The organism is Acinetobacter sp. SM34, assembly GCF_022012365.1.
GTDB lineage: Bacteria > Pseudomonadota > Gammaproteobacteria > Pseudomonadales > Moraxellaceae > Acinetobacter.
The window spans coordinates 14,311-37,452 of record NZ_JAKLTP010000015.1; the positions used below are offsets into that span (position 1 = coordinate 14,311).

Below are 23,142 nucleotides of genomic sequence, written 5' to 3' on the forward strand. Positions count from 1 at the left end.
TAATGGCTTATGTGTATTTATTGATTGCAGTCATTTCAGAGGTTATTGCGACCTCTGCACTGAATGCATCAAAAGGCTTTACCGTTTGGCAACCCAGTGTTGTGACCTGTATTGGTTATTTGATTGCTATTTATTTCCTAGCATTAACCATGAAAAGCATTCCGATGGGGATTACCTATGCTCTCTGGTCTGGTGCTGGGATTGTATTTATTTCTACGATAGGCTGGATTGTCTTTAAACAACATCTGGATGCCGCTGCGATGATCGGTTTGGCATTTATTTTGGTGGGTATTTTTATTATTAATATCTTTTCAAGTTCAACTACTGTTTAATTTTTTACTTGTCGTTTCTCAGTCATTGCAAACTTTAAAAATAAACTAGAAAAAAGCCCAGATTTGGATCTGGGCTTTTCACGTTTTTGGTATTATTGTAATGATTCCACCAGTGTTGGCACAATCAGGCCATCTGCATCTTGTTCAGTAGTATAAACACCATTGCTTACGTTGAATTTATTCACATAGTAAGTTGATCCATAAATTGAATCGAAACCTGTACCTTTGCTAAATACCTTTTTATTGGCTGACAGATCTAGCAGATGTGTACCACCAATAAACTGTTCATATTGTTTAGGATCAACGCCCACTTTATTTGCCATGATTTTTACAGCTTCTTCATGGGTCGCTGGGTCATTGATGAATTTAACAGTCTTGTCCCAAACCTGAATGATCTTTTTCCATTCTTCTTTATTTGCAGACAAATGGGTCATATTCACAGTCAGCGTATCGTAGATCAGACCCGGTTTATCTTTCGAGCTATAGATAATTTTAGAACCTGAAACTGCTTTGAGTGCCTGATTTGCTACTGGTTGCCAAACTGCAATCGCCGATACATCAGGGCTATTAAACACCTGTGGCAATTCATTGGTCATCGAGTTAATCAGATTGACCTCAGAAGATTTAATCTTGGCATCTTCCAGGGCTGTAGACAGCAGCAAGTGATCGACCAGACCTTTTTCTACCGCAATTTTTTTGCCTTTCAGTTCATCAACACTATTAATGCCATTTTTAGCGATGATGACGTCATTACCCGCAGAATAATCTGTCACCATGATCATTGCACCTTTAGTACCGCCGGATGCAATCACCAGATTGTCACCATTGGTCACGGAAATTGCATCCAGCTGGTTCGCAGAAAAGGCATTAATCGACGCTGAATAGTCAAACCATTTAAAGTCTACATTCACACCAGCTTCTTTAAAGAAACCTTTTTCAATAGCGACTTGCCAAGCCACCCAGCCCGGCCAGTCGCTGTAGCCAATGGTGATTGGTTTAGTATTTACCGTTCCAGTTGTTTTACTGGATGGTTCTGGCACCTTAGCCGTATTGTCACAGCCACTCAATAAAATGGTGCCACAGATCGATGCGGCTAAACTTAGTTTTTTCATCATGGTGCGATTTCCCCTATGCAATTACATTTAAAACGCGTGTTTGAAGGTTGTTTTGATTGAATAAAGTCACGCCAGCCGCCGAAATGGCTGATGTCAGTGGCATCTTCCAGCGCATAGCCTTCACAGATAAAGCCTTTGACCCAACTACCATCCGCCAGCTGAACATTGCCAATACCGAGCGGTGCCGGCACTTCTGCAACAATCTGACCAAAGTTGGCAAATGGAATATCCCAGACTTCGACTGCAATCTTCTGACCTGTGCTGCTGTACTGCAGGCCCGGTTTAGGCGGAGTGGTATTTTTCAAGGCATACAGTTTATAGCGGGCTGCGGTCTGGGTGGTTTGCAGCAAGGTTCCGCCACGTGTAGTCAGCTGGAAGTTCAACGGCATGTCGGTCAGGTGTGCACCTACAACTGCGAGTTTGACCGAATGCTGGGATTGAATCGGCATTGTTGGAGCGTAAGTTTTTTGCGAAGTCCCCAGCGTTAAAGATGTCACTTGCTGCCAGTGTTGAGCAAAGTTGGCCAAGGCCTGATCCATCCAGGCGGGAGCAATAAAGGTCACTCCGCTTGGCAGGCCATCGGCACGAATGCTATTTGGCAGTGCCAAAGCTGACAGATCGGCAAAATTGACGAAATTGGTATAGGCACCCATGTGGCTGTTTTTGACCAGTGGGTCTGCTTCAACCTCGGCAATCTTGTAAATGGTCGGTGCGGTAGGCACCATCAGGGCATCAAAGTCTGCCAATGCCAGATTGATTTGGCGCGCCAGCTGGGCACGTTCATATTCCGCCTGCATCATATCGACAGCGTTGAAGTTGTCCGCCTGACTGATGATCTGGTGAATCACCGGATGGGTCACCTCACGCGAAACCATTTTTTCTACAGCGCTGCTACGCTCTGCGACCCAGGCTTTGTTATATAAAGCCGAAGCCAGCTGATTGAAGATGCTGAAATCAATCGCTTCGACCGCATAGCCCAGCTGTTTGGCACGAGCGATCGCCAGGTCAAAAGCTTTTTCCGATTCCACATCTGCATAAAATTCCAGCTGTGCCGGAATGGCAATTTTGCCTTTGGAGAACTGGGTGGATACATTTGCTGGATGCTGGCATGAATATTCATCAGATGCATCATAGCCTTGCATTAGCTGAGCCACTTGCCAGGCATCATCCACCGTCAAGGCAAAAATTGAAATCACATCAATGGTACGGCAAGCCGGAATCAGCCCCGAAGTTGAGAACCAGCCCTTGGTCGGTTTAAGCCCCACAATATTGTTATGTCCTGCCGGCACACGGCCCGAACCTGCGGTATCGGTACCTAAACTGAAGGGCACCTGACCATTGGCAACCGCCACAGATGAACCCGAACTTGAACCGCCACTGATATATTCAGGATGAAAGCTGTTTTTCACTGCACCGTATGGAGAACGTACGCCGACCAGACCGGTTGCAAACTGGTCCAGATTGGTTTTACCCACCACAATCGCACCAGCCGCTTTCAACTTGGCAACCACTGTTGCATCCTGGCTGGCCAGATACGCAGCTTCTTTACAGGCCGCAGTGGTATAAAAACCGGCAACATCAATATTGTCTTTCACCGCAAATGGAATGCCATATAACGGTAAATCATCTAATGATTTGTCTTTTAGCTTATCAATTTGGGCTTGTAATTGTTCGCTTAAGGCAATGGAAATCCAGGCATGATCATCATTGTTAAACGATGCAACATAAGAGATCAGGTCCTGTAACTGGATCTGCTGTTGCTGGTAAGCATTCTGCCAGTCCTGGATGGTCCATAAAGTGTTCATGACAATACTCCTTTATTGGTATTTTGGGGAATGGGAGGCATCACGGCATCCATCAGTTCCAGGTGCCCTTTGAGCACCCCTTTCAATGCAATAAATTGTTCGCCAATTTCTTTCAGGTCACTGCTCACGCCCTGCATCAACATCACCTGCAGGACTTTTTCATCATCCAGCTGGATATGCAGCGAGCTGATCACCTGTTCCAGATATTGCTGTTGCAGGTCCACCAGCTGGGAACGCAGCGGCTTGAGGCTGACGTCATAGACCAGCGTCAGGGTGCCGACCATCACTTCATCGTGTGCCACCAGATCGTCAATCAAATAGCGGTTAATCATGTCGACAATAGCCTGAGAACGGCTTTCATAATGTTGCTCGACAATCTTTTGATCGAGTGCCTGAAGCGTGCTTTCTGGCAGGGTGATACTAATCCGTGCCAATTTTTGTTTAGCCACGGCGGTATTCCTTCTGCTGTGCGGATTGCTGTAAATGCAGTCCGGCACGTACGCTTAAAAGCTCAACTAAAAATTTCAGCCATGGATGCAGCTTTTTATTCGAGTCTGGATAATTCATGTGCATCTCCTACAGGTATTACAAAACTGGAATTTCGTATTACTTGCTAAAATGCAGAAAGCGTGCCAATTGTGGCGATGGGGTGAAATAAAAACGGCTAAAAAAAAGCCCCATTACGCTGAGCTGGGGCCTGTTTTAAATCAGGGGGTTATTGATGATTTCACCGGTTCGATTGCTTTTATTCTTCATGTACAGTTATTTTTTTTATACATGATGGGTTGACCGATGAGTATGGTTGAGTGATCAAGTAAATGGCTCTCCTCTGTTTATCTGTCATGTAAATAAAAGCAGAAAGCATGCCAGCTTAGTTCTTATAAATAAAATTATCTAAAAACAGTTATTTATTAACATAAAAAGTACTTCAAAATATTGATCAAATGTATATGCGCCAAGATTGATCAGATTTGCACCAAAACGATGTCATTTAAAATATAAAATTGTGCTGTGTAGTCTTGGGTGGCAGTTATAGTGTTTTACCAATGAGCTTGTGGATTTTGATTCCGGCTGTGGTGGCTTGGGGGATTTGGCTCTTAGATCATAAGCATATTTAAAATAAAAACCGCCAAGAGGCGGTTTGTTTACATATTTTTATAAATGGTATCTCGCCGATCTACATCCAGAACAAGCATGACAATTTTTGCATTGATCTAATCTATTTTTTATTCTTTAAACCATTGAATATTAGTCATAAGTTCTATAAAAGCCCACCCACTTACATTTGGGATATCATCATTATGTTGGCTAGAGGTCTTTCCTGACATAAGATCAAGTTTATGATTTATCGCGTAAATAATCTGTGATTGTTTATCTTGTTCTAAACTCTCCCACCAGTTGGGTGATAATGCGTGATTTTCTGAGTTTAAAAGCAGGTACTGAAAAAGTGTATGCTCTATCGAACCGCCTGAATGTACAATCTTTCCTAAACTAATTATAAATGGTTCACAAGTTGAATTATTTTTAATATGCCAAGCAAATACGTATCCCCATCCCTCATCTATTGGTGCAGAGAAATAAGTGATTAAATCTTTATCATTTTCAAAGTCACTCAAATCTTGTAAAAATCCTTTTTGAAAATCAAAATCAGGATAAATTAAAGATGAGAAAGCTATATTCATTGGTTTTTTTGAATAAAAAATTATATATAAAATATCCTTTTCAAATGTTTGATTAAGGAAGGTTTCATCATAATTTTTCTTTATTTTTATTAATTCTTCGTAACCTTTTTGATTACCTAGTAAATTCCATATTAGATCTTGTTTATGTTCACCTGTGACTAATGGAATATTCTCTTTCAAAGAATGAATAACTTTATATTTTTGATAAATTTCTCTACATATTGAACGATATGCGTACAGAAAAACTTGTTTTTCTGTTGGTTTTAACTTGGCATTGTCAATATCTTCGAAAATTTCATTATCATGTTTCTTACAAAAACCCTTAAAGACAGAAGCTTTACTAGTCCCAACCTTTTGATAATCCAAGTAGGTTTTAGTTTGATGTATATATTTATGACTTAGCTGATATACATGCCCATTTTTAGCAATACTTGTGAGAGACTGACTATTCTGAATTGAATGTGCATTAATAATTTTTTCATCACACTCATCTCCAGCCATTGGGTGAAGACAAAATTTGTGTCTATCCATAGAGTGTTTATTCTTCAATAACTTGGCAATATCTAATGACTCATCACTCTCAAACTTTACAAATTGAGGTTGAGTTAAACTTTCATCTACACCGATGTAAAAAATAGAAAATCCATGTTTTTCTGCTTTATCAAATTGTTCAAGCCCTATATCTCTCCCTAAAAACATTTCACGGCTTACTCTTACTATATTCTCTTCTAAGCTAGTAACTTTCCATTTTTCATCCTTAAAATAATAAACGCACTCTCTAAATGCACTGATTGCAGAAAATGCTTTAACCCAACATGTTACCTGTACATTTTTATACTTGGACCACTTCGAATTTTTTTCTAAAGCTTGGACTTTAAATGTTAAGAAATAGATTTTATTCATAAATATTTTTATAGGTTCATGTTTACTAGCACTATTCTAATAAAAAAACCGTCCTTACGGACGGTCTTTTTTATTCTATCTTGATTAAGCCACCGGCGCCAAGGTAAACAACACCTGCCCTGTTTTCACCGTTTGCCCTTTCTCAATGGTAATGGCATCCACACGCATACGCTCAGGGGCAAGAATTGGAATCTCGATCTTCATCGCTTCAATCACGGCCAAGGTTGCGCCTTCTTCCACAATATCACCTGAAGCACATTCAATTTTCCAAATTGAACCCGGCATATGCGACTCTACGGTGCAGCCACCATCAGGAATTTCAACGCCTTCACCATCATCAACAGCGTCCAGGCTTTCAGACACATATTCTGCAAGACCTGCTGCATGCCAGCGACGGCGTTCTGCATCAAAATTAGCTTGTTGTACGGACTTAAAAGCAGAAATCGATTCCTGATGTTCCGTTAAGAAGTCGTTGTATTCCTTCAGGTTCAATACACCATCTTCAATACGTAGTTTTAAACGACCCGCTTTAAAGTCCTCACGCATTTGCATGAGTTCCGCTTCAGAGACTTCATAGAACTTGATCTGGTCAAAGAAGCGCAGTAACCACGGTTTGCATTGTTCAAAGTCGGTATTTTTACGGTAGCGTGACCACATTTGCGTAGTACGACCGACAAACTGATACCCCCCCGGACCTTCCATACCGTACACACACATATAGGCACCGCCAATCCCTACGGCATTTTCAGGTGTCCAGGTACGTGCCGGGTTATATTTGGTGGTGACCAGACGCTGACGTGGATCAAGCGGCGTGGCCACAGGTGCCCCTAAATACACATCGCCCAGGCCCATCACCAAGTAACTTGCGTTATAGACCACATCTTTGACTGCCTGTTTATCTTTTAAGCCATTAATACGGCGAATAAACTCGATATTGTCCGGACACCACGGCGCATCTGGACGCACGGTTTGCATATAACGTTCGGTTGCCAGTTGGGTTTGAGAATCTTCCCAGGCCAGCGGCAGATACACGGTACGTGATGGTACTTGCATTGCTGTCACATCCGGCAGTTCAGCTTCAGCGACTTGCAACAGGCGCAGCAGGTCAAGCTGATCCAGCTGGATCGAATCAAAATGGATTTGCAGCGAACGGATGCCCGGCGTCAGATCAATAATGCCGGCAATATTCTGTTTCTGTACCCATTTCATCAAGGCATGGATACGGAAACGCAGGTTAAGATCTAAAACCAGCTCGCCATATTCCACCAGCATATAGTTATTGCCAGCAGGACGATAGACTACATCCGGTAGACCATTTTGACCTTTTAAGGTATCCAGCACGGCATTTTTCAGCGTACTGATTTCAGGGTAGAACGATTCATCAAATGCTACGTCTTTTGTATCTGACGCTTCTAACTGCGCATGATATTTTTCATTGAGCACTTTGGCTTGGGTGTAGCTAACAGGGATAAATTTCACTTTGTCACCGGCTTTCAGCTGACCGAGTTTCCACAGTTCTGAGTTGATGACCACCGCAGGACAGACAAAGCCCCCCAGACTTGGTCCATCTGGGCCTAAAATAATCGGCATATCCCCGGTGAAATCAATCGCACCAATCGCATAAGCATTGTCATGAATATTGGAGGGATGCAGACCGGCTTCACCGCCGTCGATACGTGCCCATTCCGGTTTTGGACCAATCAGACGAATCCCGGTACGGCTTGAATTGAAGTGAATCTCAAAGCTGTTGGCAAAGAAGGTATCAATGTCATTTTTGCTAAAGAAATCCGGTGCGCCATGCGGGCCGTACATCACCGCAATTTCCCATTCATGGCTGAATGTTGGAATTTGTTCAGGCGCAAGTGCTTTCACTTCATCAGACGTAAAAGCAGTAATTGACAGCATATCTCCGATTAGCAAGTTACGGCCGGCATGACCACCAAACTGACCCAAGGTAAAGGTTGCTTGTGAACCTAAATATTCAGGTACATTCAGACCGCCCTTTATGCCGATATAGGTACGGCAACCTGTCGCGATTTTGCCACATTTCAAAATCTGGCCTTTACGTACATTCACCGTTTGCCACATCGGCACCACTACGCCATCCAGTGTTGATGGCATATCCCCACCGGCCAGTACGATCTGGCTGTCACAATGGAATTTCAGTGTCGGGCCTTGCAGGGTACATTCCAGCCCTGCGGTATTCGCTGCATTACCAAGTAATTGATTAGCGACATTGAGTGACAATGGATCAATCGCACCGGATGGCGGTACACCGACATCCCAGTAACCGAGACGACCAGCGACATCCTGCACAGCAGTCTGAATACCGGCTTGCAGCACTTCAATTTTCTGGGTTTTCCATGCAAAGGTATTTAAAAAACGTGTGCTTTGAGTCCCGGCTTTAAACACCTCACAGTCGATGATGTTTTGCAGATATTCCAGATTGGTTTCAATCCCCGCAACCTGCGTTTTTGCCAGAGTTTCGGTCATCGCCTGAATCGCAGATTCACGGTCGTCTGCGGTGACAATGATTTTGGCAATCATCGGATCGTAAAAAGATGATACGGTGGAACCGGTTTCTACCCAGGTTTCATTACGGGCATGGGCATCAAACTCAACATGGGTCAAAAGTCCTGCACTGGGCTGGAAGTTCTTGATCGGGTCTTCGGCATATAGACGCACCTGAATCGAATGGCCATGAAATTCCAGTTTCTCCGTTGGTGCTGTCCAGTCACCGCTGGCCAGAGTCACCATCCATTCCACCAGATCCACGCCAAACACCTGCTCCGTCACGCCGTGCTCGACTTGCAGACGGGTATTCACTTCCAGGAAGTAAAATTCCTGCGTATCGGTATCCATCACGAATTCAACCGTACCGGCCGAACGGTAATTCACTGATTGCATCAGCTGGATCGCGACATTCTGGATATAGGCACGCTGTTGATCAGTGATATGCGGTGCCGGGGTTTCTTCGATCACCTTCTGGTTACGACGCTGTACTGAACAATCACGCTCCCCCAGTGCAAGTACCTGTCCGTTGCCATCACCAAAAATCTGCACTTCGATATGACGGGCGTTTTGTACAAATTTCTCTAGGTATAAACCTGCATCTTTAAAGTTGGCTTGGGCTAAGTAAGACACCGTTGCATAGGCATCTTTCAGTTCAGTCTCATTCCAGACCAGACGCATGCCGATGCCGCCACCACCCGCGGTACTTTTTAGCATCACCGGATAGCCAATACGCGCAGCCTCAGTCAGCGCTTCAGCTTCATCTGCCAATAACTGGCTGCCCGGCAGTAATGGCACCTTGGCCTGAATCGCCAGTTCACGTGCGGTGTGTTTCAGGCCAAACTTACGCATTTGTGTGGAGTTTGGACCAATAAAGGCAATGCCTTGAGATTCACACAGGTCGCAAAATTCGGCATTTTCAGACAGGAAACCGTAACCCGGGTGAATGGCCTGCGCACCGGTCTGTTTGGCAACTTCTAGAATTTTCTCAACATTTAAATAGCTTTGACTGGCCGCTGCTTCACCAATATACACCGCTTCATCGGCCAGTGTGACATGCAAGGAATCACGGTCGGCTTCTGAATACACCGCAACCGACTGGATACCCAATTTCTTTAAAGTACGGATCACGCGGCAGGCAATCGCGCCACGGTTGGCAATGAGAACTTTATTAAAGCCATATTTTAAAGTCATGTGCTTACTCCTCAGCTTCACGGATGATCAGTTGAATTTTGGTTGGGTTATAGGCATTACATGGGTTATTCAGTTGCGGACAGTTTGAGATCAGTACGATCAGATCCATTTCTGCTTGAATCTCGACAAATTTACCGGGTGCTGAAATGCCATCATCAAATTTCAAATGACCGTCTGCTGTCACCGGCACATTCATAAAGAAATTAATGTTTGGACCAATATGACGCACATTCAGGCCATGCTTTTTGGCAATCGGATGCTGAGACAACGCCATCATGAAATTGTTACGGCAGCTGTGCATTGGATATTTGTCATGCGCATAACGCACGCTGTTACTTTCACATGAACATGCACCGCCTAAAGTATCGTGGCGGCCGCAGTTATCATCCTGAATTTTCGCAATCGCATTGCCAAAGTTGGTATAAAGCGTGGTGCCTTTTTCTAGATAAATCTGTTTATTGATCGCAAGCGTATCGGTTGCGCTGTAACGCTCTTCAGGATTTCTTGCTGAAATAAATAAGGTATCCACCGCCTGGTTGCCCTCCAGGTCAACAATACGGAAATACAGTCCTTTCTTGACTTCCCCCATCCACGCTTCACCGGCAAGACAGACTTCACTTAATACTGATTTTTCTAAACCATTTTCTAAATTAGCTAATGCAGTCATGATGATTCCCCCAATTAAATGCTGAGTGCGTAGTAACGATTATTGTTTTGGAAAGCACGCTGATTTTGCGGGCATGAATCACGGCAAATATCGGTCTCGGCTAAAGTATTGGCTTTGAACAGTGACAATTGAATATCGGCAGGTTGATACTCAACGCTGTCATCTAAGGCATGGGGTGCTGCAGACAGGAACAGCAGACAGTCCATTTCAAAACGCAGTTCAATGATCTGATCGGTATGGTTCGATGCCACATAAGACAGCTCACCGGCATCATTTGGCGCAACTTTAGAAAACAGATTGACCGTAGCGCTTAAATCTTGAGTCGATAAGCCAAATTTGGTCATCTCTAACAGCAAGCTGTCTTTGCCATTGCGGTACATGTCATTGCGTGCATCTTGAAAGGTTTGGGTTCCAAACTGTTTTTCAATTTGTACTTTGGTGCTTGGAGCGCATAAAGCATCATTCCAGCCATGCTCATCGTTGACAATCGATGCCATGACCCGGCCGAGATCTGAATACAGCACATGGCCGGTGCTTAAAAATGCGGTATGTTGCCCTTTTAGACTGTCGGGCATGTTATAGCGTTCCAGTTTATCCTCAGCATTAACACAGAACAGGGCAACGTTGGCATTGGCACCGAGTGCCTTGAATTGTAGAATTGCGCCTTTTTGAATGCGACCCGACCAGTGATGCCCGCCTGGCAGGATTTCAGTCCATAAAGTCTGATTGTTATGATAGTCGCCCATGTGCATGACCTCTCTAAGGTTTCAGTTCCAACCTCCCGGGCTTTTATCCCTCCGTGTAGCTCTGTTTTTTATCAAAACTAAGCCGTGAACTCTCGGTCTCAGGCACAGTATTTTTGCAAATAATTGCCCAAATAACTGCCGGAACCCTAGATCACTTTATGCTAGAGAGGTAAATGCAAATGATGTGCCAGTTTAGTATTACGATTTTTTGTTTTTATCACACTGTATTGGGCATAAAAGCAGGCATTGCAACGTAATCTTCGCTGCCCTGCACCATGATGAATCAAATTGGCTTGAAGTGCTGAAAGCTTGGGTTTTTAGCTTTTGTCCATCAAAATTCCGCTACTGGATCCTGTTGTCTCACGCTATTCGCTGGAATTTTTAAATGCCCTTGAGGTGGAAATAGGGCGGATGAATGCCGAAGTAGGCTTAAATCATGTCATTGCTTTAGACCCAGTCGATCAAGGTCGGCTTGTGATAAGAACCGGTTAGCGCTGTATTACATCCAGCTTCCTGCAGGTATGTATCAACACAAGCGCTTAACCCGATGCTAAACAGACAACTGCTGTTGCGGCAGCTGGCTAAAAAATGGCGGACTTGAGAAGTTGTTATCCGCGGGGTTTACTGATCAGCCAGTTTAAGTTTTGGCGAACGGCAGGCCACTCATGTTTTACAATACTGTACACATAGGTGTCTCTTAAAATATCGCCAGCCACCACCTGATGACTTCTTAAGATACCATCCAGCTTTGCCCCTAGGCGTAAAATTGCGGCCTGACTGCGAACATTAAAAGAAGATGTTCTGAATTCCACCGCAATACAATTCAATTGTTCAAAGGCATGCGCAAGCAGTAACTGCTTAGATTCTGTATTCACCAGTGTGCGCTGTACGGACTGCCGATACCAGGTAGAACCAATTTCCACACGTCGATGCAGCGACTCAATATTCATAAAACTGGTCATGCCTAATGCCTGCCCTGTGCTGCGATCTTCTATATAAAAAGGCAGCATACTTCCCGACTGTTGTAATGCCAGCCGTCGTTGAATTTCAGTACTCATTTGCTCTGGTGCAGGAATATGCGTATACCACAGCTTCCAGAGTTCTCCATCGCGAACCGCATCCACAAGTGCCTCGACCTGGGTTAAATCAAGCGGTCTTAAAATGACCTGTTCACCCACTAATTCAACCGGTTTGATCCACGGCATGTTGCTCTCCCCCATTAGACCGAAATGCGGCCTATACTTTCTGCTTGATGTACTGGATTCGGCAATGCATGCATGTATTTTTTGCATCACCTGCCCAAGCATGTGCCTCATCCAGAATAGTGCAATACTGTTGGTTTTTCCTGGGTTTTAATTGTTCTTCAAGTCGTCGCATTGCTCTTTCGATCAAGCAAAGTAAGGGGAAATATTTTTCAGCGTATAGTCAATCTCTCCAGATTCATGCACCTATCAAAAGCAGTACCACCCGTCCAAGAGCCAAACCACCTGCCGAAAAGCAGCACTTTGCCGGTGAAGCTGAGTGCCCTGTTTGGCACTAGAATAGCCTGTCCATAATTTGCTTGAATTTTGTAGCATCTGTTTGCCACTGCGGATTTTTGTCTTTATCAATGATCAGTGCCCGTACACCCTCAATAAAATCGCCCTGCTCTAACCAGATATCCTGCAAATCCCGTTCCAGTTGCATACATTTTTCCAGCGACAGGTTCTGACCGGTCTGCTGCAATTTCAGACTGGCTTGTTTTGCCATCAGCGGACGTTGCTGCAAGAGGGCCAGCATTTTCTTGGCCCAGTCCTGATTGAGGGCATCGCTGGCATGGGCCAGACTGTGTTCAATTTCGTCCAGATGGGGATAGGAAAAATGCTGGTTAATCGGGTCGATGCGTTTTTGTAATTCGCTTTCTAGCGGATGGGTGATAAATGTACTGATGATTTTGCGGATTTCCACCGGGTTTAAAATAGGCGCAGCACTCAATGCCGCTTCTAAATCAGCAAAACACTCACTCGGCACATGATAATCGACCAGATCCAGATAAAGCGCATCACTGCTGCTGATCTGCTCACCGGTCAGTGCCATATATACACCGACTTCATCCAGTCTGGACAGAAAATGGGTTGCACCAACATCCGGGAAGAAGCCAATCGCGGTTTCTGGCATGGCAAAGCGTGATTTTTCACTGGTCACCTTGATATGACAGGCCTGAGCCAATCCAAATCCTCCGCCCAGTACATAGCCATCCATCATCGCGATCACAGGTTTGGGAAAATGACGCAGCGTATTCAGCATGGCATATTCAGTGGCGAAAAAATCCTGATATCGGGTATTGCCGGCCTGATAGCTGTCATACAGATAACGGATATCGCCTCCGGCACAAAACGCTTTCGGACTGTTGGAATTGATCAGCACGGCTTGTACCTGCGGGTCATGACGCCACTGATCGAGTTGTGCCTGAATACCCTGAATCATCGGCAGGGTTAAAGCATTTAAATGGCTGCTACGGTCCAGGCTAATGATGCCCAGACCTCCTGCGACCCGAATTTCTAAGTTGTTATCATCACTCATTATTTTTTCCTATTATGATTTTTATTGATGGGTAAATTGGGCTGGGCGTTTTTCCACAAAGGCCTGCATGCCTTCTTTCTGGTCAGCACTGGCAAAAATGGAATGGAAAACCCGGCGTTCAAAACGCAGACCTTCGGCCAGACTGACTTCAAAGGCCCGGTTAATCGACTCTTTAATCATCATCACTGCCGGCAAGGATTTCTCGGCAATTTTTTCCGCCGCTTGCAGGGTGTGTTGCAGCAGTTCTTCCTTGACAAATACCCGTGCCACCAGACCGCTTTGCTCGGCTTCCTGTGCCCCCATTTGCCGTGCGGTCAGGCACATTTCCATGGCTTTGGCCTTGCCGATGGCCAGGGTTAAACGCTGGGTCCCGCCAATGCCGGGCAACACACCTAAGGTAACTTCAGGTAAACCAAATTTTGCATTGTCGGCGCAATAAATAAAGTCACACATCAGCGCCAACTCGCAACCGCCACCCAAGGCATAACCACTGACCGCGGCAATCAAAGGCTTACGGCGCTGTGCGATGCGATCGGCCAGACTGAAAAAATCGTCCAGATAAATTTGTGGGAAAGTTAAATCTGCCATTTCCTTAATATCGGCACCGGCAGCAAAAGCTTTTTCCGAACCGGTAATCACGATACAACCAATTTCGGGGTCTTTTTCTAGCTGATCGAGTGCCTGATTGACCTCGACAATCAGCTGGTTATTCAGTGCATTTAACGCCTGAGGACGGTTTAAGGTAATCAGTCCGACACCGTTACGTTGTTCGAGTAAAATGGTTTGCCATTGCATGATAAAAATCCTTTTTAATTCCTTATAAACTGCGTGCAATCACCAGACGCTGAATATCGCTGGTGCCTTCATAGATCTGACAAATTCGGGCATCGCGATAAATGCGTTCAATCGGAAAATCTTTCAGATAGCCATAGCCACCAAAAATTTGTAGCGCCTTGGAACAGACGCGTTCGGCCATTTCTGAAGCAAATAACTTGGCCATGGAGGCTTCAGTCAAACAGCTTTCGCCGGCTTCCTTTTTACGTGCAGCAAAATGAACCAGTTGACGTGCAGCTTCAATTTCGGTGGCCATGCTGGCCAGCCTGAACGCAATCGCCTGCTGCTCAAAAATCGGTTTGCCAAAGGCCACGCGCTCATGCGCATATTTGCTGGCTTCTTCTAAAGCGGCACGCGCCAGTCCGACCGCCTGTGCGGCAATACCAATCCGTCCACCTTCAAGATTGGCCAGAGCGATTTTCAGGCCTTCACCTTCTGCACCGAGTCTTAAGCTTTCATGAATGCGCACATCGGTTAAGGCAATCTGGCAGGTATCCGAAGCGTGCAGGCCCAGTTTCTCTTCCACCCGGATCACTTCATAGCCGGGAGTATCGCGCGGCACTAAAAAGGCACTCATGCCTTTTTTGCCCGCAGTCGGATCGGTGATGGCAAAGACAATAATCATCCCTGCGTTATTTCCAGAGGTAATAAACTGTTTGGCACCATTAATGATGTAGTGATCGCCATCTTTGACCGCGCGGGTTTTAATCGCAGCAGCATCCGAGCCGGTATGCGGTTCGGTCAGGGCAAAAGCACCAATCATTTCCCCTTGGGCCAAAGGTTTTAAAAATTGCTGCTTTTGCTGTTCGGTTCCGAACTTGAAAATCGGTACACAACCCACCGAGTTGTGTACGCTCATAATCGCAGAAGTTGCGCCATCCGCTGCGGCGATTTCTTCCAGTGCCAGCACATAGGCCAATGTGCCTGTACCTGCCCCCCCCCATTCCTCGGGAATCAGCATCCCCAGAAAACCCAACTGTCCCATTTGAGCCAATGCATCTTTGGGAAAGATGCCTTTTTGATCCCACTCGCCGGCATGCGGTTTAATCTGTTCCTGGGCAAAGCTCTTGGCCATGTCCTGAATCAGTTGTTGTTCTTCCGTAAATTGCATTGATTCTTCCTTCAATCTCTTTAATTCGATCTTTTATTCAATCTGCTGAATTTGGCTGGTTTATGCAGTCTTGGCTTGTTGCTTGTTAATTTCCTGATTACGTAATAAGAAACGTTGAATCTTGCCACTTGGGGTTTTCGGAAGTTCAGTGACAAACTCGATCAGGCGCGGATAGGCATGTGCAGACAGTCGCTTTTTCACAAACTGTCCCAGTTCCTGTTGCAGCTCGGCAGTTGCAGGAGAATGGCTGGCCAGAATCACAAAGGCTTTAATGATTTCGGTCCGCTCTGGATCAGGTACGCCAATCACCGCCGCTTCGATCACCGCGTCATGCTCCAGTAAGGCACTCTCGACATCAAATGGCCCGACGCGATAGCCTGAGGTGGTAATGACATCATCACTGCGTCCGACAAAACTCATACTGCCATCGGCATGAATTTCCGCAGTATCTCCGGTTAAATAGTAACGGCCGACAAAAGGAGATTTGCGGCTTTCTTCATAGCCCGAGAACCACATCATCGGCGACTGGCTGATATCCACCGCCAGAATACCCGGAACGTCAGCCGCTAATTCATGGCCCTGTTCATCCACGACGGCAATCCGGTAACCCGGGCTGGCAAAGCCTGCCGAACCTGAACGCACCGGATGCTCCAGTGCATGATGGTTACACACCACCATCCCGACTTCGGTCTGGCCATAATGATCATAAATCGGCACATCCAGCACCTCTTTAAACCAGCGGATCACTTCCGGATTTAAAGGCTCTCCGGCACTACTGACCACGCGCAACTTGCCGTGCAGCTGGGCCATCTGGGCAGGGTCCGCTGCCATCATCATGCGATAAGCGGTCGGTGCACCAGCCAGATTGGTGATGCCATATTCCTTGACGATTTCGCAGACACTTTCGGCATTAAAACCACCTTCATAAAACAGGGTCGAGTGTCCGAGTAATAAAGGCCCGGTAATGGCGTAGTACAAACCATAGGCCCAGCCCGGATCGGCAATATTCCAGAAAGCGTCGTCCTCGGTGAGACCGATGGCATTGTGCATATAGCCGGCAAAAGCAATCAGCGCTTTCAGCGGAACTTTTAACGGTTTGGCTGGCCCGGTGGTGCCCGAGGTAAACATCAGTAAAAATGGCTCATTGATACCGAGCATTTCCAGTTCACAGTTTTCCGCTTGCCGGTTCAGCACCCTCCAGAAGCTGAGATCCTGCGGATAGACTTCGGCCTGCAGTTCAGCCTGTACCGTCACAATCGGGGGGCAGTGGCTAATCTCGGATAATTTTTCCCGATTGGCCAAGTCTGTGACCACCAGCTTGCTTTGCGCCAGCTGAATACGATGCTCAATCGCTTTAGGGCCAAAGGCGGTAAATAAAGGCTGATACACTGCGCCAATGCGCCAGGTTGCCAGAATAGTGATGATCAGCTCCGGGGTGCGCGGCAACAAGCCGGAAACGCGGTCACCTTTACCAATGCCCTGTGATTTTAAAAAGTTGGCAAACTGACTGGAATATTTCTTCAGTTCACGAAAGCTGTATTGTTCTTTGCGGCCATCTTTGCCATACCAGTACAAGGCAATCGCATCGGAATCGGCATGCCGGTCACAACATTCATAACAGGCATTCACTGCCTGCATCGAACCGGACAAATACTGCTTTGCCACCGCATCTAAATCAAAGTTTTCAACCGTTTTTTGATAATCTAACATGTTCAACCTCAGCCTGAATTTATCGTTATTACTGACAAGGTATTGTTAATGAAGCGAATCCTTGCTCCATTGGATGATTAAGTTCTTAAGCAGGTGTTGGGGTGTATTGATGCATGATGCTGGAAAAATCCAGATGGGCATGACCGTCCTGACACAGCTGTTGGTAGAGTTTTTGTACCATGCTGCCCAGAACTACCGGCTGCTCGGCCTGTTGCGCGGCATCGACCGCCAGACCCAGATCTTTCAGCATCAGTTGCGCGGCAAAACCATCGGTATAACCCCGTGATGATGGTGCATTGGCACAGATATCTGGCCAGGGATTATAGATTTCAGAACTCCAGCAACGTCCGGTAGAACTGTTGATCACGCCAGCCAGCGCCTGCGGATCAATCCCCAGTTTGGCCCCAAGCGCCATTCCTTCTGCAACGGCGGTCATGGAAATGCCCAGAATCAGGTTATTACAGATTTTGGCCACCTGTCCTGTACCCACAGCACCACAATGCACCAGATTTTTACCCATACAACTGAGGACTGGTTTGACGGCTTCAAAGGTGGCAGCATCTGCACCGACCATAAAGGTCAATGTACCGTCTTTGGCGCCCAAAGTCCCCCCGGATACCGGTGCATCACAGACGCGAACCTGTTTGGCCTGCGCTGCTGCTGCAATCTCCTGAATGGTTTGCGGGTCAATGGTGCTACTATCGATACACAAACTACCCGCTTGAAGCACGTTCAAAATACCGTGTTCACTGAGATAGACGTCACGAACATGCTTGGCTGCGGGCAACATACTGACCACAACCTCTGCCTGCTTGGCAGCGGCTTGCGGGCTGTCACAGACGATGCCGCCGGCTGCTGCAAAATGCTGTAGTGCTGTTTCACTCAGGTCATAACCCAATACCTGATGTCCCGACTTGAGCAGGTTCTGCGCCATCGAGCCGCCCATATTGCCTAGACCAATAAATGCAATCTTCATGCTGATGCTCCTTAACGCAGACTGATCGTGGTATTCACACCAGTAGTTTCCTGGTCATCTTCAAACCAGCGGCTGGTAATGGTTTTGGTCTGGGTATAGAACTGCACTGCCTGCTTGCCATAAGGACCCAAATCGCCGAGTTTTGAACCGCGTGATCCGGTAAAGCTGAAGAATGGCACCGGTACAGGAATTGGAATATTGATGCCGACCTGACCAATATCAATCTGGTTTTGGAAAGTGCGCGCCGTATTGCCATTTTGAGTGAATAGTCCCACGCCATTGCCAAACGGATTGGCATTAATCAGCTCAATTGCTTGCTCTAAAGTGTCGACATGGATGATCGCCAGTACCGGGCCAAACACTTCTTCCTTGTAAATGCGCATCTCGGTCGTGACCTGATTAAAAATCGTTGGTCCGACAAAATTACCTTGTTCATAGCCTGGAACCTGCACATCACGGCCATCCAGCAGCAGTTCGGCGCCCTGTTCAACCCCGCTGTTAATCAGATCAATCACGCGGGCTTTGGCACGGGTTGAAATCACCGGTCCAACGTCGGTATTGGGTTCATGTCCGGCATTGACTTTCAAAGTTTTGGTTTTATTGACCAGTTCATCCACCCAGTGCTTGGTCTCGCCAACCATTACGGCCACGGAAAGTGCCATGCAACGCTGACCTGCTGCACCAAAAGCTGCACCGACCAAGGCATTCAAGGTCTGTTCTTTATTGGCATCCGGCATCACCACCACATGGTTTTTGGCACCCATCATCGACTGCACACGCTTGCCATGCTGGCCTGCAAGGTTATACACATGCGTACCGACTGCGGTTGAACCGACAAAGGAAATGGCTTTGATGTCACGATGCGTACACAGCAGATCCACTACTTCTTTACCGCCATGCACCACATTCAGTACCCCAGCAGGGACACCGGCCTGAATCGCCAGCTCCACCAGCATCATGGTCGACAGGGGGTCTTGTTCCGAAGGCTTTAAGACAAAGGTATTACCGCAGACAATGGCCATCGGGAACATCCACAGGGGAATCATCGCCGGGAAGTTAAACGGGGTAATTCCGGCACAGACACCCAGTGGTTGCTGCAAGGTGTAGGTATCGACCCCACGTGCCACGCCTTCCACATACTCGCCCATTTGCAGAGTACCGATAGAACAGGCATGCTCGACCACTTCCAGACCGCGCTGGATATCCCCTTCGGCATCGGCCAGGGTTTTGCCCTGTTCAGCAGTCAAGACCTGGGCAATGCTTTTTAAATTACTGCGGATCAGGTCCTGCAGTTTCAGCATGATGCGCATACGCGCCTGAATCGGAGTTTGGCGCCAGCTGGCAAAGGCATTTTGCGCCGCCGCAATCGCAGCATTGACTTCTTCAGGGGTTGCGAATGGCACCTGACCCAAGACTTCCTGGGTGGCAGGATTGACAATATCTTGCCAATGGCTGCTTTGTGACTCGACAAATTCACCATTAATGAGGAGTTTTGCGGTGGTGAATCCGGTACTTTGCTGTGGATGATGAATAGCGTTCATGGTCGCTCCGTGCTGGTTTGTTATTGTCGTTGTCTCTGCCTTTACTGGCTTTTTTAACGTATTTTTTTACGCTGTTCCAGCAGACTAACAAAGAACACTTTGACCACCAATAGAAATTGATGCACGATGGTTGTGCAAATATGCACAGGAATTTAACAGGATGTTAAATAGAAGATGAAAGTAGATTGGGATCATTTACGCTTTTTTTTGGTTTTGGCACGTGCTAAAACGCTCACCAATGCAGCCCGCTTGATTGGGGTTGAACACAGTACCGTGGCACGCCGGATTCAGGCGCTGGAAAGTACCTTGGGTACGCAACTGTTTAAACGCGAAGCCAGCGGTTATGAGCTGACCTCGGAAGGTTTGGCGCTGGTACCGCGTGTAGAACAGATGGAACAGTCCTTTATCCAGATTGACAAGCGGCATGACCCCTTGCAAGGTCGAGTCCGTATCGGAGCACCGGAAGGATTCGGCACGGCATTTCTGGCCGGTCTTTTGGCAGAGTTTTCCCAGCATTATCCGTTGCTGACCATTGACCTGATTCCAGTGCCGAAAACCATTAAACTTTCGCATCGTGAAGCCGACATTGTCATTTCCATCGACCGGCCTAAATCTGGACCCTATATCATTACCCGGCTGTCGAATTACTGTCTAAAGCTGTATGGCAGTCAGCATTATTTACAGAAAAATCCGAAAATTAAAAAACTGGAAGACCTCAAGCAGCACCGCTTTGTCGATTATATTGATGATCTGGTTTATAGCGCTGCGCTGTATTCGCTGGAACGTTTACCCTTGCAGGTCAGCGCCTGCTTTCGCAGTAACAGCATTCTGGCGCAGGAGATTGCAGTGCGTGCAGGTGCCGGACTGGCGATTTTGCCACGATTTCTGGTGCATGATAAAAGCGAACTGGAAGAAGTTCTGGGCGATCAGCTGAGTTTTACCCATACTTTCTGGATGCTGACTCTGGTCGATTTACAACATGAGCCCAGAATTAAGTTAGTGTGGGATTTTTTGCGTAAACAAGCCGATGTTCAGCAAGGGCTGTTAATGGGTAGATAAATCACAGCTTGAATCAATTTCAATAACAACATCTCGATACAGCAAATGAACGGATCACAACAATCTACATGCCAGCGAATTGCTAAATTAACTTGCGATGATGCGTATAAACGTTAAAGAAAGACAGGAAAATAATATGAACATTCTGATGGTTTTGACTTCACATGACACGCTTGGTAAGACCGCTAAGAAAACCGGATTCTGGCTGGAAGAACTCGCTGCTCCTTACTACACCTTTGTAGATGCCGGTGCAGAAGTCACCTTGGCCTCTCCAAAAGGCGGGCAGCCACCGCTAGACCCGAAAAGCAGCGAAGCGGATGCACAAACTGAAACCACCCGGCGTTTTGAAGCGGATACATCGGCCATGCAGGCCTTGGCGAATACCCGGAAACTAAGTGAAATCTCTATTGCCGATTTTGATGCGGTATTTTATCCGGGTGGTCATGGTCCATTATGGGATCTGGCCGAAGATCAGCCCTCGATTTCCCTGATTGAGCAAACCCTGCAAGCGAATAAACCGCTGGCCTTGGTGTGTCATGCACCCGGCGTACTCCGTCATGTAAAAAGCACTGATGACCAGCCTATTGTAAAAGGCAAATCAGTGACAGGCTTTAGCAATACTGAAGAAGCGGCGGTTGGCCTGACCGAAATTGTTCCCTTTCTTGTCGAAGACATGCTCCGGGAAAATGGCGGGCATTATTCTAAAGCTGAGGATTGGCAGGTGCATGTACAGCAAGATGGCTTACTGATTACCGGACAAAACCCGGCTTCTTCTGCTGCGACAGCAGAAGCACTGTTAAAATTACTCCAATAGGGGGGCAGTACAGGTTAGAAAGAAGCTCTATCAATATGTCGTTTTTATGGACATGCAGACGATCTGTTCAGATTCATCAGAATACGCATTCGTTATTGAACTGGTTTGTTTAATTCACTCTCAAGACTGAATATCTGTCGCCATAAAAGATTAATCGATGCTATGTGGTCGATCTATGAGCGGGTCGAAGGCAAAGAATCAAGGGTGATTCTGTCACAGCAGCGTACATGCGGTATTGTTGCTGTGGCTTCATCAAGCCCTAGCAGCAGACAGCGCAGATGGGCTCAGCCTTCAGATCCGTCATGCTACGAGCGATCAATGGTCAAACAGGGTATATAAAAGAATAATCAGGCCCATCAAAATGTACGGACATAAGTACAATGCCAAAGCCGCAGGCCAAGTCCAATCCCATCCATAATGTACGCCAAGCACACCCACAGTCGTGCCAACAACAGGAATCCCCGCTGTAATAATCGCCACGATTATTCCCACTATACCATGCCAATCAAGTACCTCATTGAAATAGGTATAAACTCCAAAAAACTGAATAATGGTGATTATCCAATAAGCTAAAAACTTAATTACTTTCATTACTCTACCACCCCATCAGAACTCATCCCATTTAAACGATCCATGCCATCAATGTTTTGTCATTTGATGTTATGAACTATCTCAATGTGTCAAAGGAGATGTTTAAATCTCATCGACTTCTCTGTTCTGCGTTCATATCAGCTTAGCTAAAATAGAAAAACCAGAAAGCTATCAACACGCCCAGTGAAAAGAGTGCAGCAAACAGGGTGAACCATGAATGCGATTCGATCCCCCAGAACATCCGTTTTGCCAGCCATTTTTTAAGCAAAACACTATTCAGTGTCAACGCTGCCAAATGCAGCAACACACTGGCTAAAAACAGATTGGCAAAGAGCTCATGAATTTCTTTTAAGGTATGGCTATAGGTATAGTCGGTCAAAAAGCCGGCCAGCACCGTTAAAGGCAGCAGGAGAAAAATACCCAGTATGCTGAGCTGAAACAGGCTAGAACTGGCAGCTTTTAAAAATGTTGGCGAAAGCCATTGCTGCGGCTGTGCCCAATAACGCTGTACAAAAGGCTTGATCACCTGCAATCGTCGGCTTGGCCCTGAAGGCTGAGTATGGGCCAGTCGAGGAGCGCCAAACTGCCATAAAATTCTTAATATCAGACTGATTCCGAGGGTATAGCCAAAGGCCATATGGATTTGATGCCATTCTTCTGCATCCCCAGTCAGATAAGCCCCGGTAAAACTCAACATGATGACAATATGCAGAAACCGAATCAATAAATCCGTTGAAGAAGTGGTTGTACGCTGAAGCATAAAAAACCTGTGCTGACTTTATTTTAGGTACAGCATAGCAACTCAAGCTGAGTTGAATCTTAAGATACAGCCAAAAAAGTGCGCTTGTTGAAGCGCACTTTTTAGCATGAGGAAATCTGATCAAGATCAATGTCAGGAAGCCTCAATAAGCAGGTTTCTTTTGTGATTTGTTACCTGTTATTCCATCAGCCTCATTCTAAGCTCGGCAGGATTGCCAGCCCTCCATTGA

20 protein-coding genes and 1 riboswitch are annotated in these 23,142 nt (G+C 46.3%); of the genes, 3 read left to right on the plus strand and 17 right to left on the minus strand.

What is annotated here, in order from left to right; translation table 11 throughout:
* Positions 1-2: 2 nt before the first annotated feature.
* The gene (locus tag LZZ98_RS12650) at positions 3-332 is read left to right on the plus strand and encodes a DMT family transporter (RefSeq protein ID WP_237788153.1); all 330 of its coding nucleotides are present in this window, start codon (positions 3-5) and stop codon (positions 330-332) included.
* 92 nt (positions 333-424) lie between these two features.
* Here LZZ98_RS12650 and LZZ98_RS12655 read toward each other — a convergent pair whose 3' ends face one another.
* The 15 genes from LZZ98_RS12655 to LZZ98_RS12720 all read right to left on the minus strand — a co-directional run bounded on the left by LZZ98_RS12655 (position 425) and on the right by LZZ98_RS12720 (position 19,689).
* On the minus strand, positions 425-1,447 hold the full coding sequence (locus tag LZZ98_RS12655) for an ABC transporter substrate-binding protein (RefSeq protein WP_237788154.1): 1,023 nt from the start codon (positions 1,445-1,447) through the stop codon (positions 425-427).
* The gene (atzF, locus tag LZZ98_RS12660) at positions 1,444-3,252 is read right to left on the minus strand and encodes an allophanate hydrolase (RefSeq protein WP_237788155.1); all 1,809 of its coding nucleotides are present in this window, start codon (positions 3,250-3,252) and stop codon (positions 1,444-1,446) included. The genes LZZ98_RS12655 and atzF overlap by 4 nt, the downstream gene beginning before the upstream one ends.
* Positions 3,249-3,701 (minus strand): CopG family ribbon-helix-helix protein, encoded by a 453-nt coding sequence (locus LZZ98_RS12665; protein ID WP_086176811.1) that lies wholly within the window; start codon positions 3,699-3,701, stop codon positions 3,249-3,251. The genes atzF and LZZ98_RS12665 overlap by 4 nt, the downstream gene beginning before the upstream one ends.
* Positions 3,694-3,819: a hypothetical protein gene (locus LZZ98_RS15500; RefSeq protein WP_269091840.1), complete on the minus strand. Its 126-nt coding sequence runs from the start codon at positions 3,817-3,819 to the stop codon at positions 3,694-3,696. The genes LZZ98_RS12665 and LZZ98_RS15500 overlap by 8 nt, the downstream gene beginning before the upstream one ends.
* Before the next feature lie 659 nt (positions 3,820-4,478).
* On the minus strand, positions 4,479-5,837 hold the full coding sequence (locus LZZ98_RS12670) for a hypothetical protein (RefSeq protein ID WP_237788156.1): 1,359 nt from the start codon (positions 5,835-5,837) through the stop codon (positions 4,479-4,481).
* A gap of 84 nt (positions 5,838-5,921) precedes the next feature.
* The gene (gene uca, locus LZZ98_RS12675; RefSeq protein ID WP_237788157.1) at positions 5,922-9,542 is read right to left on the minus strand and encodes an urea carboxylase; all 3,621 of its coding nucleotides are present in this window, start codon (positions 9,540-9,542) and stop codon (positions 5,922-5,924) included.
* A gap of 4 nt (positions 9,543-9,546) precedes the next feature.
* Positions 9,547-10,209: an urea amidolyase associated protein UAAP2 gene (locus LZZ98_RS12680; RefSeq protein WP_237788158.1), complete on the minus strand. Its 663-nt coding sequence runs from the start codon at positions 10,207-10,209 to the stop codon at positions 9,547-9,549.
* Positions 10,210-10,223: 14 nt separating this feature from the next.
* Positions 10,224-10,961 carry an urea amidolyase associated protein UAAP1 gene (locus LZZ98_RS12685; RefSeq protein WP_237788159.1) on the minus strand — a complete coding sequence of 246 codons (738 nt, stop codon included), beginning with the start codon at positions 10,959-10,961 and terminating at the stop codon, positions 10,224-10,226.
* Between the two features lie 24 nt (positions 10,962-10,985).
* Positions 10,986-11,116: riboswitch (guanidine-I (ykkC/yxkD leader) on the minus strand.
* A 447-nt stretch (positions 11,117-11,563) separates the two neighbouring features.
* Positions 11,564-12,160 (minus strand): GNAT family N-acetyltransferase, encoded by a 597-nt coding sequence (locus LZZ98_RS12690; RefSeq protein WP_237788160.1) that lies wholly within the window; start codon positions 12,158-12,160, stop codon positions 11,564-11,566.
* Between the two features lie 331 nt (positions 12,161-12,491).
* Positions 12,492-13,517, minus strand: a complete 1,026-nt coding sequence (locus LZZ98_RS12695; protein ID WP_237788161.1) for an enoyl-CoA hydratase/isomerase family protein — start codon at positions 13,515-13,517, stop codon at positions 12,492-12,494.
* A 21-nt stretch (positions 13,518-13,538) separates the two neighbouring features.
* Entirely contained in the window at positions 13,539-14,312 is a 774-nt protein-coding gene (locus LZZ98_RS12700) for an enoyl-CoA hydratase (protein ID WP_237788162.1), read from the minus strand.
* Between the two features lie 22 nt (positions 14,313-14,334).
* Entirely contained in the window at positions 14,335-15,462 is a 1,128-nt protein-coding gene (locus LZZ98_RS12705; protein WP_237788163.1) for an acyl-CoA dehydrogenase family protein, read from the minus strand.
* Positions 15,463-15,522: 60 nt separating this feature from the next.
* The gene (locus LZZ98_RS12710) at positions 15,523-17,172 is read right to left on the minus strand and encodes an AMP-binding protein (RefSeq protein WP_237788164.1); all 1,650 of its coding nucleotides are present in this window, start codon (positions 17,170-17,172) and stop codon (positions 15,523-15,525) included.
* A gap of 85 nt (positions 17,173-17,257) precedes the next feature.
* Positions 17,258-18,148 (minus strand): 3-hydroxyisobutyrate dehydrogenase, encoded by an 891-nt coding sequence (gene mmsB / locus LZZ98_RS12715; protein WP_237788165.1) that lies wholly within the window; start codon positions 18,146-18,148, stop codon positions 17,258-17,260.
* 11 nt (positions 18,149-18,159) lie between these two features.
* The gene (locus LZZ98_RS12720) at positions 18,160-19,689 is read right to left on the minus strand and encodes a CoA-acylating methylmalonate-semialdehyde dehydrogenase (protein ID WP_237788166.1); all 1,530 of its coding nucleotides are present in this window, start codon (positions 19,687-19,689) and stop codon (positions 18,160-18,162) included.
* Positions 19,690-19,863: 174 nt separating this feature from the next.
* Here LZZ98_RS12720 and LZZ98_RS12725 point away from each other — a divergent pair, with 174 nt between their 5' ends.
* Both LZZ98_RS12725 and LZZ98_RS12730 read left to right on the plus strand, forming a co-directional pair.
* Positions 19,864-20,748 (plus strand): LysR family transcriptional regulator, encoded by an 885-nt coding sequence (locus LZZ98_RS12725; protein ID WP_237788167.1) that lies wholly within the window; start codon positions 19,864-19,866, stop codon positions 20,746-20,748.
* 136 nt (positions 20,749-20,884) lie between these two features.
* On the plus strand, positions 20,885-21,562 hold the full coding sequence (locus tag LZZ98_RS12730; RefSeq protein WP_237788168.1) for a type 1 glutamine amidotransferase domain-containing protein: 678 nt from the start codon (positions 20,885-20,887) through the stop codon (positions 21,560-21,562).
* Between the two features lie 315 nt (positions 21,563-21,877).
* Here LZZ98_RS12730 and LZZ98_RS12735 read toward each other — a convergent pair whose 3' ends face one another.
* Together LZZ98_RS12735 and LZZ98_RS12740 are read right to left on the minus strand one after the other, a co-directional pair.
* Entirely contained in the window at positions 21,878-22,042 is a 165-nt protein-coding gene (locus LZZ98_RS12735) for a hypothetical protein (protein ID WP_237788169.1), read from the minus strand.
* A 253-nt stretch (positions 22,043-22,295) separates the two neighbouring features.
* Positions 22,296-22,913, minus strand: coding sequence for a cytochrome b/b6 domain-containing protein (locus tag LZZ98_RS12740; protein WP_237788170.1), 618 nt, complete (start codon positions 22,911-22,913; stop codon positions 22,296-22,298).
* Between the last annotated feature and the right edge of the window lie 229 nt (positions 22,914-23,142).